Source organism: Collinsella sp. CLA-ER-H6, assembly GCF_040092305.1.
Taxonomy (GTDB): domain Bacteria; phylum Actinomycetota; class Coriobacteriia; order Coriobacteriales; family Coriobacteriaceae; genus Collinsella.
The window spans coordinates 47,209-58,174 of the sequence record NZ_JBBNLS010000017.1; the positions used below are offsets into that span (position 1 = coordinate 47,209).

At 59.3% G+C, this 10,966-nt stretch carries 10 protein-coding genes and 1 pseudogene; 3 read left to right on the plus strand and 8 right to left on the minus strand.

Annotated features, from left to right (window positions below; translation table 11 throughout):
- Position 1 precedes the first annotated feature (1 nt).
- Both AAAX77_RS08155 and AAAX77_RS08160 read right to left on the minus strand, forming a co-directional pair.
- Entirely contained in the window at positions 2-1,075 is a 1,074-nt protein-coding gene (locus tag AAAX77_RS08155) for a site-specific integrase (RefSeq protein ID WP_349105759.1), read from the minus strand.
- Positions 1,062-1,277, minus strand: coding sequence for a hypothetical protein (locus AAAX77_RS08160; RefSeq protein ID WP_075844144.1), 216 nt, complete (start codon positions 1,275-1,277; stop codon positions 1,062-1,064). The genes AAAX77_RS08155 and AAAX77_RS08160 overlap by 14 nt, the downstream gene beginning before the upstream one ends.
- A 139-nt stretch (positions 1,278-1,416) precedes the next feature.
- Here AAAX77_RS08160 and AAAX77_RS08165 point away from each other — a divergent pair, with 139 nt between their 5' ends.
- Positions 1,417-1,830: a helix-turn-helix transcriptional regulator gene (locus AAAX77_RS08165; RefSeq protein WP_349105760.1), complete on the plus strand. Its 414-nt coding sequence runs from the start codon at positions 1,417-1,419 to the stop codon at positions 1,828-1,830.
- A gap of 557 nt (positions 1,831-2,387) precedes the next feature.
- On the opposite strand, the gene guaA is transcribed toward AAAX77_RS08165, so the two are convergent.
- Complete coding sequence (gene guaA / locus AAAX77_RS08170) at positions 2,388-3,986, minus strand: glutamine-hydrolyzing GMP synthase (protein ID WP_035136929.1); 1,599 nt, start codon at positions 3,984-3,986, stop codon at positions 2,388-2,390.
- A 267-nt stretch (positions 3,987-4,253) separates the two neighbouring features.
- Here guaA and AAAX77_RS08175 point away from each other — a divergent pair, with 267 nt between their 5' ends.
- Entirely contained in the window at positions 4,254-5,267 is a 1,014-nt protein-coding gene (locus AAAX77_RS08175; protein WP_349105763.1) for an asparaginase, read from the plus strand.
- A 616-nt stretch (positions 5,268-5,883) separates the two neighbouring features.
- On the plus strand, positions 5,884-6,273 hold the full coding sequence (locus AAAX77_RS08180; protein WP_349105765.1) for a hypothetical protein: 390 nt from the start codon (positions 5,884-5,886) through the stop codon (positions 6,271-6,273).
- A 9-nt stretch (positions 6,274-6,282) separates the two neighbouring features.
- Here the strand turns inward: AAAX77_RS08180 and AAAX77_RS08185 are convergent, their stop codons facing one another.
- The 5 genes and pseudogenes from AAAX77_RS08185 to AAAX77_RS08205 all read right to left on the minus strand — a co-directional run.
- Complete coding sequence (locus AAAX77_RS08185) at positions 6,283-6,666, minus strand: DUF1648 domain-containing protein (RefSeq protein WP_117640119.1); 384 nt, start codon at positions 6,664-6,666, stop codon at positions 6,283-6,285.
- Between the two features lie 11 nt (positions 6,667-6,677).
- Positions 6,678-7,754 (minus strand): redox-regulated ATPase YchF, encoded by a 1,077-nt coding sequence (gene ychF / locus AAAX77_RS08190; RefSeq protein WP_035136922.1) that lies wholly within the window; start codon positions 7,752-7,754, stop codon positions 6,678-6,680.
- Positions 7,755-7,881: 127 nt separating this feature from the next.
- On the minus strand, positions 7,882-9,225 hold the full coding sequence (locus AAAX77_RS08195) for a 6-phospho-alpha-glucosidase (protein WP_117798057.1): 1,344 nt from the start codon (positions 9,223-9,225) through the stop codon (positions 7,882-7,884).
- Positions 9,226-9,380: 155 nt separating this feature from the next.
- Entirely contained in the window at positions 9,381-9,938 is a 558-nt protein-coding gene (locus AAAX77_RS08200; RefSeq protein ID WP_349105767.1) for a glucose PTS transporter subunit EIIB, read from the minus strand.
- Between the two features lie 24 nt (positions 9,939-9,962).
- Positions 9,963-10,688 (minus strand): annotated as a pseudogene (locus AAAX77_RS08205) (PTS transporter subunit EIIC); the annotation flags it as partial.
- Between the last annotated feature and the right edge of the window lie 278 nt (positions 10,689-10,966).

Consider the following 10,966-nt stretch of genomic DNA (forward strand, 5'->3'; position numbering starts at 1 on the left):
CCTATTCGCCCCTCAGCTCGGAGAGCGCGTCGGCGATCTGCGCGCGCTTGGCGGGGAAAAGGTGCGCGTAGCGGTATGTGATGTCGATCGCCTCGTGGCCTACGCGCTCGGCGATGTCGAGGGCGGAGAAGCCCATGTTGATGAGCAGGCTCACGTGGCTGTGGCGAAGGTCGTGGATGCGTATCCGCTTGACGCCCGACGCCTTGCAGCCGCGGTCCATCTCGTGCACGAGGAAGTGCTTCGTGAAGCCGAAGAGCCGCTCGTCGGGCGCCACGTCATCGCGCATCTCGATGAACTCCGCCATCTCGTCGCGGAGGAACGCCGGCATCTTGATCGTGCGCACCGACTTGCGCGTCTTCGGCTTCGTGACCACGTCCTCGCCGTGCAGCCGCTGGTAGGACTTGTTTATGCGCAGCTCTGACGTCTCCAACAGGAAGTCCGAGGGCGTGAGCGCCATGAGCTCGCCGCAGCGTATGCCCATCCAGTAGAGCACTTCGAACGCGTAGAAGGCGAGCGGCTTGTCGGAGATGGCCTCGGAGAAGCGGAGGTACTCGTCCTTGGTCCAGAACTGCATCTCGCCGGCCTCCTTGCTGCCCATCTTGTCCACCTTGTGGACGGGGTTCTTCTCCAGGTTGTAGTAGCGCTCGGCGTGGTTGAAGATGGCGTTGAGCTGGTTGTTGATGATCCTCAGGTAAGTGGGCTTGAAGCTGTCGCCGTCGGGCCTCGTGGACCCCGTGAGGGAGTTCTGCCACCTGACGATGTCGACGGGCCGTATGTCGCACATGCGCATGTCGCCGAAGAACGGGATGAGTTTGCTCTGGATGATCGTCTCCTTGGTGAGCCAGGTGTGCTCGCGGACCCTCGGCCTCACCTCCGCCTCGTAGACCTTGCAGAAGTCGGCGAAGGTCATGTCCATGGCGTCGTCCTTGAGGGCCTTGAAGTTCTTCTCCCACAGGAGCGCCTCGAGCTCGGTCTGGAACCCCTTCTTCGTCTTGTGCCGCTTGGCCCCGCGCGCGTCGCGGTAGTAGAACTGCACGTAGAAGAGGCCTGTCTTCTTGTCCCTATAGGCTGGCATCGTTGACCTCCGGGAAGTAGCGGGCCTCGAACAGGTCGCTGCGGACGCGCCCGCGGATCACCACGCGTCCGAGGGCCTCCTGCTCCTTGTTCATCTGCCGGATCACCTCGTAGGCGCTGCCTTTCTTGATCTTCAGGCGCTCCGCCACCTCGTCGGCGGTGAGCATGCTTGGCCTCGGCGTCTTTGCCACCGGCTGTTCCATCTTAGACCTCCTGTCTATCCGTACATCTCTGTACGCTTATATTCCCGAGAATAACCGTACGTATATGTACTGTCAATAGAATTGCGTACAAACTCGTACGCTGATAGAATGGTCGCCGGCGAAATCTACAGGAGGGCACATGGCGACAGGCGACAACATTCGGCGGTACCGCAAGGCGAAGGGGCTGACGCAGGCCCAGCTCGCCGATGCCGTGGGGCTCACCGAGGGCGCGATCAGGCACTACGAGAGCGGCATCCGCGCGGTGAAGCCCGAATTGCTGGAGGAGATCGCGAAGGTGCTCGGGGTCTCCGAGGGCGCGCTCAAGGACTACGGAGTCGAGACGTCGCGCGACCTCATGGCCCTGCTTCTGCAGCTGGAGGAGGGCTACGGCCTCGTGCCCAGCGAGGACGGCATGGGCCTGGCGGTCGACCCCAGGGCGCCGCATGCCCCCAAGCTCGCGCAGTCGATCAAGACCTGGGCGGAAAAGCGCGCTGAGCTCGAGCGCGGCGCAATCGACGGGGCCGCATACGCCGATTGGAAGGCCTCTTTCTGACATTTCCCTAGATAAATTGATGTTTACTTGCGAACAGCCTCCGGTTCTCCGGAGGCTGTTCCATTATTCCCGTATGAAATCGGCGCCCCGGAAGCCCTGTTCGGGGAATAATTGCATGCCCGAGTACGGCAGAGTACGCGGCGTTATTCGGCGGTATTCTGGGTTGTCGAAACTGCGGAAACCGATTTTCGCGTTTTATTATTCCCGTTTGTTGACCTGGGCAAATGCAATCGATGAGGGCTTGAATTGAGCCTGCAGTTTCAACTCAGTTTCGACCGTTCTAAATCGGCCCTCGGGGGACCAGAATTGTGAATTATTCCCGCAGGGCCCAATTATTCCCGTACCGCCGAGTACTCCGCCGTACCGCCCAGTAGGGATATGCGGGAATAATTGATTCGTTTTCCCAGGTAGGCATGCAAAAAGAAAGCCTCCGAACCAGAAGGTCCGGAGGCCGTTATTCCCGTTATTTCGCTGGTGGCTTTGCCCTGCGGCGATGCCGAAACGGTATCAGGCGGTATTCGGCAGCACCAAAACGCGAGTTCAGAAGCCAGTTCCCGCTATTCCCACTCGATGGTCGCGGGGGGCTTGGACGTGATGTCGTAGCACACGCGGTTGGCGCCGGGAACCTCGGCCACGATGCGGCCGGAGATGCGGGCCAGGACGTCGTAGGGCAGCTTGGCCCAGTCGGCGGTCATGGCATCGCTGGACTCGACGGCACGCAGGATAATTGGGCGCTGGTAGGTGCGCTCGTCGCCCATAACGCCGACGGACTTAATGTCGGGCAGGACGGCGAAATACTGCCAGCAGCTATGCTCGGAGTTGCGCTCGCCGGTCTGCTCAAACAGACGCTGGTTATAGGCGTCGAGCTCCTCGCGCACGATGGCGTCGGCGTTCTTGAGGATTTCGAGCTTCTCCTTGTCGACCGCACCGATGATGCGGATGGCAAGACCCGGGCCCGGGAAAGGCTGGCGGAACACGATGTGGCCCGGCAGGCCCAGCGCCAGACCAAGTGCGCGGACCTCGTCCTTAAAGAAGTGGTCGAGCGGCTCAATAAGGTCGAAGTGCACGCCCTCGGGGAACGGGATCAGGTTGTGATGGCTCTTGATGGTGGCCGTCTTGCCGCCCGTCTTGCGAGCGCCGGACTCGATGATGTCGGGGTAGATAGTGCCCTGGGCCAGGTACTTGACCGGCTTGCCATCGGTCTCGAGCTGCTGCGCCACGGCGAAGAACTCTTTCCAGAACTGCGTACCGATGATACGGCGCTTCTCCTCGGGCTCGGTCACGCCGGCCAGAAGCTCGGCATAACGGTCCTCGGCGTGGACGTGAATAAAGTCGACGTCAAACTGCTTGGTGAAGACCTCCTCCACCTGCTCGGGCTCGCCCTTGCGCAGCAGACCGTGGTTGATGAACACGCAGGTCATCTGCTTGCCCACGGCGCGGGCGCCCAGCGCAGCCACGACGGAGGAGTCGACGCCACCGGACAGAGCCAGAATCACGCGGTCGTCGCCGACCTTCTCGCGGAACTCGGCCGTCATGGTCTCGACCAGGTTGTCCATGCTCCAGTTAGGCTCCAAGCCGCAGATCTCAAACAGGAAGTTGCTCAGCAGCTGCTGACCGTACTCGGAGTGCTTGACCTCGGGGTGGAACTGCGTGGTGAAGATCTTGCGCTCGACACACTCCATGGCGGCAACCGGGCACACGTCGGTGCTGGCGGTAACGGTAAAGCCCTCGGGCACCTCGGACACGGCGTCGCGATGGCTCATCCACACGGTCTGCTCCATGGGCGTTGAGTTAAAGAGCTTGGCGCCGGCCGTGCGCGTGATGGTGGCGCGGCCGTACTCGCCCACCTCGGAGTGGCCGACCTTGCCGCCGAGCGTCACGGCCGTGATCTGATGGCCGTAGCAAAAGCCCAGGACGGGAAGGCCCAGGTCAAAGATGGCGGGATCGATGGACGGAGCGTCCTCGGCGTACACGGAGGCCGGGCCACCGGAAAGGATGAGCGCAGAGGCGTTCATTTCGCGAATCTCGTCGGCCGAGATGTCGCAGGGGACAATCTCGGAATACACGTTGAGGTCGCGGACGCGACGGGCAATGAGCTGACCGTACTGCGCACCAAAGTCGAGTACGAGGACCTTTGCGGAAGCCTTTTGATCCATGGTTCCCCCTCTTGTTGGCGGGGAGCCGGTGCCCACCCGCGCGAATAAACGAGAATAACTTTCATAGTGTACACGTTATATGGGGTTTCTCGTCCCTCGCAGCCATCAGCGCACGGCAAACGCACGACCTGGGCCCCTATTTAACAACAATTGAAGTGTTACCAAACGTTACAGATGATGTAATACGTTTGAACATTGGACGCCCTGTGCCACAATACTGCCGAACGACTCCGCCTCTGCGGCGGCAAATACGATAGGAATACCAGCATGAAGCGCATCCTTCTCATCGCCACGGGCGGCACCATCGCATCGACCGAGGACGGCAACGGCCTCTCCCCCGCCCTGACCGGTGAGGAGCTCGCCCAGAGCCTCCCCGAGATCTCGGGCCTCTGCGAGCTCGACGTCGTGCAGCCCATGAACATCGATAGCACCAATATGCGCCCCAGTGACTGGATGCAGATCCGCGATGTCATCGTCGAAGGCTATGCCGACCACGACGGCTTCGTGATTCTGCACGGCACCGACACCATGAGTTACACCGCGGCAGCGCTTTCCTACCTGATTCAGGACAGCCCCAAGCCCATCGTGCTCACCGGCTCGCAAAAGCCCATGGGCAACCCCTTTACCGATGCCAAGCTCAACCTGTACCAGAGTCTGCTCTATGCACTCGACGAGCATTCGCACGATGTTTCGATCGTGTTTGGCGGCGTAGCCATTGCCGGCACGCGTGCCCGCAAACAGCGCACTATGAGCTTTAACGCGTTCATTAGCGTCAACTATCCTCCCATCGCCTATATCCGCAACGACCGCATCGTGCGCAACGGGCTTCACGGCACTCACCAGAATGAGAGCCCGGTGCATTTCTACGACAGTATCGACCCGCGCGTATTTGTCCTTAAGCTGACGCCCGGCGTAAATCCGGGTATCCTGGACGCCCTAGCCGATAGCTACGATGCTGTAATTCTTGAGACCTTTGGCATTGGCGGTATTCCCGAGTTTGGCGAGTCCGGCGAGTCATTCCAGGAGACGATTTTCCGCTGGGTCGATTCGGGCCGTACTGTCGTTATGACCACGCAGGTCCCCGAGGAGGGCCTCGACCTGGGTGTTTATGAGGTCGGCCGAGCTTACGCCGATCATCCGGGTATTTTGCGCGGCGACGACATGACCACCGAGACGCTCGTGGCCAAGACCATGTGGGCACTCGGCCAGTCACGCGATGCCGCCGAGATTCAGCGCCTGTTCTACAGCCAAGTCAACCACGACCGTATCCCGATGGCGTAATCCCTAAGGCAGGTCCGCTTATCGCAGCCCCAAACGACAGGTAGTCCCCCTCGGGCCGTGCAAAAATCGGAGTATTCTGCAATTTCTCCGCCGGAGACATAGAATCGGCCGATTGCTAGACGAACTTTTAGGGCGAAGAGGCCGTCTAGTAAATATTTATTCCACATTTTTATTAAGCATGTGGATTAACTATTGTCAAAAAGGCAAAGCCAGCCGCCCGAGCAACCATCTACGGCTGAACAGGTGCTGAATACTCGCGATTTTGCACATCGCAACCAGGGGGACCCGTCCAAAGAGCGTCAAATACAGCGGGGGAACGCCCTATTCGATACCCTCGAGAAGCTCTGATACCGTCATGCCGAGTGCGGGTGCGATCTTAAATAGAACCTTGAGCGTGAAATTTGCCGTCCCATCTTCGATTCGGTCGAGGTAGGGTCGGCTGATTCCTGTCGCCACACAAAAATCAACCTTGGAGATACCAAGGTCCCTGCGCGTCTCTTCGACCCGCCTGCCAAGAATCTGTTTCGCACGTTCGTCCATGCAGCCGAGTTTGAAATGGAGCAAAACAAAAACGTAAACTATAGTTTACGTTTTGCCGAATACACAGGAGTTTTCTATGTCGGGTTCTTCGGTCCGCATGTACCGAGCCACGCTTTGCACAAACAGCGCGCCGCCCAAGCTCGTCGTCGTTGAAGCTGAATGCCTTTCGCCCGATGAGCGCACAGCATTTGCATTGCTATCAAGTCGCGTCGCCGCCGTTCTGGTCCCTTGCCCGGCGCAAGGTGAACTTGCCATCCAATGCCAAGCGCACAGCTGCTCGCTCAATCAGGCTGCCGTAATCGCAACCAGCCAACGCGGTCTGCCCCTTCTCCTGGAAGCCGGCATCGCACTCGCCCTTCGTGGCGCCGGATACGAAAACGAGACCGCCGCCGATATGGTCTTTAAACCACGATCGAGCGGCGGCCTCGCAGCAGCCATTGAATATATGTGCAGGCTCGTTGCCTAAAAGGACAAGCTAGAAACCAAGGCCAAAGCCCGTTCCGGTAATCGCCGAGTACATAAAGTAAACGTTGACCACGTTGAGGAACACGCCCGTGATGCAACCGTTGCGCAGGTAGCGCTCGCATACGATGCGCGCCATGGCGGCGGAATCATCATTGTTTTTAGCCTGGCGTCCTGCCGTAAAGTACGTCGCCACGCTCAGCAGCAGGTTGAGCACCGGCAGTGCCAGCAACTCGTAGCTCTTGCCCCAGCGCGTCGCCTCGCCGGCGGCATTAAACTTTGTTGCCACCTCGGGACCAATGTTGGGGATAACACACGCTGCAACCACCAGCGGAATCACCGCAAGCACGAGCAGCGCAATACCCATGTAGCCAGCTTTTTTGCCATATTTAAACATATGCGTCGTCCTTACACGTTAAAGCGGAAGTGCACGACGTCGCCATCGGCCATGACATAGTCCTTGCCCTCAATACGCAGCTTGCCGGCGGCCTTGGCGCCCTGCTCGCCGCCGAGCTCGATGTAGTCGTCGTAGCCAATGACCTCGGCCTTAATAAAGCCGCGCTCAAAGTCGGTGTGGATGACACCGGCGGCCTGCGGGGCAGTCGCGCCCTGACGAACCGTCCAGGCCTTGACCTCCATCTCGCCGGCCGTAAAGAACGACTGCAGGCCAAGCAGCTTGTAGGCGGCCTGCGCGAGCACGTCCAGACCGGGCTGCTCCAGGCCCAGGCTCTCCAGGTAGTCGGCAGCGTCCTCGGGATCGAGCTCGGAAAGCTCGGCCTCGATCTTGGCGCAGATGGGCAGCGGCTTAACACCATCGATGGGCGCCAGATCGTCGTTGAGCATATCCTCGTCCACGTTGGCCACATACAGGATGGGCTTCATAGTGAGCAGGAACAGGCCCTTGGCGGCAGCACGCTCCTCGTCGGTCATCTCCATGGATGCGGCGCGCTTGCCCTCGTTGAGCCAGGCAAGCAGGCGCTTAGCGACCTCGAACTTGGGCATGAGCTCCTTGTCGCGCTTGGCCTCCTTCTCGAGCTTGGGCAGCTGCTTCTCGAGCGTGCCCATGTCGGCCAGGATGAGCTCGGTCATGATGGTATCGGCGTCACCGGCGGGGTCGACGAACTCGCCCGTGCGGCCCACCTCACGCATGACGTTGGGATCCTTAAAGTAGCGCACGACCTCGCAGATGGCATCGGTCTCGCGGATGTTTGCCAAGAACTGGTTGCCCAGGCCCTCGCCCTCGTTGGCACCCTTCACCAGGCCCGCGATGTCGACAAACTCGACCGTCGCCGGCACAATGCGACCCGGGTTGACGATGTCGGCGAGCTTTTGCAGGCGGCTATCGGGCACATCGACGATACCCACGTTGGGGTCGATCGTGGCAAACGGGTAGTTGGCGGCAAGGCCGGTCTTTTTGGTAAGCGCGGTGAACAGCGTCGACTTGCCCACGTTGGGCAGGCCCACGATACCGATGGAAAGGGACACGACAGCTCCTTTTGGTACAGGTACTTCAAACTGCATAAGTATAGCGCCGCCGCAGCATCCGGGCGAATCCGGACGCCACGACGGCGCAAATGAAGCAGAGATGCGTGAGGGTTCGAGACAGTAGTCCTTACTTAAGCTCGGGCCAGAAATCCTTGTTGGCCTCGATGAGCTCGTCCAGGATCTGCTTAGCAACGCTCGCCGAAGGAATGGTCTTGGAGAGCGTGAGTGCCTGCCAGAGCTTCTGGTAGCTGCCCTCGACCCAAGCCTGGACAACGAGCTTCTCAACGGAAACCTGCTGCTCCATCAGGCCCTTCTGGAACTGCGGAATCGGGCCCTGGCAGATCTTCTCAAAGCCGTTGGAACCGACGATGCAAGGCACCTCGACCATGGCCGTCGGGTCGAAGTTGGGCACAGCACCATCGTTGGGGACGATCAGCAGGAAGCGCTCGAGCGTGTTCTCGGCCAGTGCGCAGGCAAGGTCGACGATGTAGTTGGCATGTACATCCGGCTCAAAGCCGCCATCCTTGGCAGTACCCTTGGCGATGATGTCGCGGCAAGCGCCAAAGACCTTCTTCTCGCGGCCGTCCATAACCTCATTGGCGCGAGTGTAGTTGGGATCAGACGTCTCGACGACATAGTCCGGGTACAGGTAATACTTGAGGTAGGTATTGGGAATCGTCTCGGGATCGACAGCATAGACATCCTTGGCCTTGCCGAAGGTGTGAATCCAGCTCTCCTCGACATGCTGCTCCTTACCGGCCTCGTGCTCGATGCCGTCCAGGTAGCCGTTCTTAGCCATGTGCTCCTTAATCTGCGGCATGAGGTCGTTGCCATCCTTGTCGTAGATTTTGCTCCACCAACCAAAGTGGTTGAGGCCGTAGTAGCTATACTGCAGCTCGCGACGATCCTTGATGCCGCACATACGGCTCATCTTATCCATGAGGTCGATCGGCATGTCGCAGATGTTGATGATGCGGCTGTTGGGGCGCAGCACGCGGCAGGCCTCGGCGACGATGGCCGCGGGGTTGGAGTAGTTGAGCATCCAGGCGTTGGGGCTGTACTTCTCCATGTAGTCGAGGATCTCGATGACGCCGCCGATGGAGCGCATGCCGTAGGCGATACCGCCGGCGCCGCAGGTCTCTTGGCCAACGCAGCCGTACTTGAGAGGAATCTTCTCGTCGAGCTCACGCATGGCGTACAGGCCGACGCGGATGTGAGCAAGGACGAAGTCGGTCCCGGTGAATGCGGTCTCGGGGTCGGTGGTGTAGTTGAACTCAACCTCGGGAGCGTTCTCATGGAAGTAGATCTCGCAGGCCTTGGCCACGGTCTCCTGGCGCTCGGCGTTGTTGTCGTAGAAGGTCACCTTGTTGACCGGGAAGCGGTCGCGCTCCTCAAGCAGCATCAGAGCGATGCCCGGAGTGAAGGTAGAGCCACCGCCGGCAATGGTCACGGCATAGTTTTTCTTGGACATGATGTCCTCCTCATTCTGGCCGCTTGCTCAATCCATCCCCGCACGCGGCCTGTACGGTTTGGAATTGTTACCTAGAAGTGGAGTTTTTTATCTCTGGGATCGGCCTTGCGGTGCATACCGGCTCTGCAAGGCCGATTGTTTCGATGGACGATGGTTTACAGAAGACTCTCGAACTTCAGAAGACTCTCGAACTTTTCGCGAACCTGCGGGACGGTAAGGCCGATGATGACCTGGATTGACTGACCTTGGACCACCAAGCCATGCGTACCGATCGCCTTGAAGGAAGCCTCGGGTGCAACGACGCTCTTGTCCTTGACGTTAACGCGCAGACGGGTAGCGCAGTTAGTTACATCGATGATGTTATCCGTGCCACCGAGCAAATCGAGGATGTTCTCGGCAAGCACCAAGCGCTCGTCATCTTTACTCTGGGCGACCGATTTGCCAGCAGCACCGCCCTGCTTTTGCTTGTAGTCGGCCTTGGACTTGAGCTCGACCTCAACATCGTCATCCTCGCGACCGGGAGTCTTAAAGTCGAACTTGACGATCAGGAAACGGAAGACCACGACCCAAAGAGCGGTAAAGCACAGACCGACAAGGATGGAGATGGCGTACTGCAGACCGTGTGCGGCCCAAAGGGGCAGCCAGTCCCACGAGAGCATCGAGATGATGCCGCCGTCGAAGATACCCACGACGCCAAGGAGGTTTTGAGCCATGCAGCCGAGCGCTCCGAGCACGCAGTGGACGACGAACAGGCCGGGCGCGATGAACAGGAAGGTGAAGTCAAGCGGCTCGGTGATACCGCAAAGCATAGCGGTAAGGGTGACCGGGATCAGCAGAGCCTTGACGCGCTGCTTGCGCTCGGGTTTGGCGGTCATATAAAACGCAATGGCGACGCCAAGCGAGCCGAAGACCTTAGTCCAACCAGGGCAGGTATAGGCAGCCCAGGGTGCGGCATCCTTAAGAGCAATGCTCGGATCGGCAGCCAGTTGGGGCAGGATATTGGCCCAAGCAGCAAAGATGCCGCCGTTGACCGCCGCGTTGTCGTAATAGAACGGCGTATAGATAAAGTGGTGCAGGCCTGTAGGGATCAGCACGCGCTCGAAGAAAGCAAAGACACCCACGCCAAACGTACCGGCGGAAAGGATGAATCCCTGGAAGGCAGAGATAGCAGCCTGAACATGCGGCCACACCAGGCAGGCGATAAGAGCGACCGGAACCATAACGAAGAAACCGATCATATAGATGAACACAGAGCCCGAGAACACGCCCAACCACTCGGGGAGCTCGGTGTCGAAGAACTTATTATGCAGCATCGTGGCGATACCAGAGATAATGAGCGCGCCCATGATGCCCATATCAAGCGTTTTGATGCTTGCGATAGTGGCAAGACCAGTACCGCTGCCCGCCTCGACGGAGTAGTCGACCCCAAAGACAGGGCCCCACTGCCCCAAGATTGTGCTAACAAAGTAGTTGAAGGTAAGTTAGATGGCCAAAGCCTCCATGCAGCAGCGAGCGTTCTGCTTGTTCGCGAGCGAGATTGGCAACGCTACGCAAAACAGCAACGGCATCTGGTTAAAGAGCGTCCAACCACCCTGGAGCAGCACATTCCAGCAATCAAATCAGAACCACCCTTAAAAAGGGTGGTTTGCTCTTAGGGTATAACCCACGGGCCCCGGGCTCGCGTCTAAAGGCGCGGGCCCGGACTTCGTCCAGGCCTAGTGCATCTTGACCCGTGGCGCGC

Coding starts and splice junctions, on each gene's coding strand:
- AAAX77_RS08155 (WP_349105759.1), bottom strand. CDS start 1,075: ATGCCAGCCTATAGGGACAAGAAGACAGGCCTCTTCTACGTGCAGTTC.
- AAAX77_RS08160 (WP_075844144.1), bottom strand. CDS start 1,277: ATGGAACAGCCGGTGGCAAAGACGCCGAGGCCAAGCATGCTCACCGCC.
- AAAX77_RS08165 (WP_349105760.1), top strand. CDS start 1,417: ATGGCGACAGGCGACAACATTCGGCGGTACCGCAAGGCGAAGGGGCTG.
- guaA (WP_035136929.1), bottom strand. CDS start 3,986: ATGGATCAAAAGGCTTCCGCAAAGGTCCTCGTACTCGACTTTGGTGCG.
- AAAX77_RS08175 (WP_349105763.1), top strand. CDS start 4,254: ATGAAGCGCATCCTTCTCATCGCCACGGGCGGCACCATCGCATCGACC.
- AAAX77_RS08180 (WP_349105765.1), top strand. CDS start 5,884: ATGTCGGGTTCTTCGGTCCGCATGTACCGAGCCACGCTTTGCACAAAC.
- AAAX77_RS08185 (WP_117640119.1), bottom strand. CDS start 6,666: ATGTTTAAATATGGCAAAAAAGCTGGCTACATGGGTATTGCGCTGCTC.
- AAAX77_RS08195 (WP_117798057.1), bottom strand. CDS start 9,225: ATGTCCAAGAAAAACTATGCCGTGACCATTGCCGGCGGTGGCTCTACC.
- AAAX77_RS08200 (WP_349105767.1), bottom strand. CDS start 9,938: ATGGCTCAAAACCTCCTTGGCGTCGTGGGTATCTTCGACGGCGGCATC.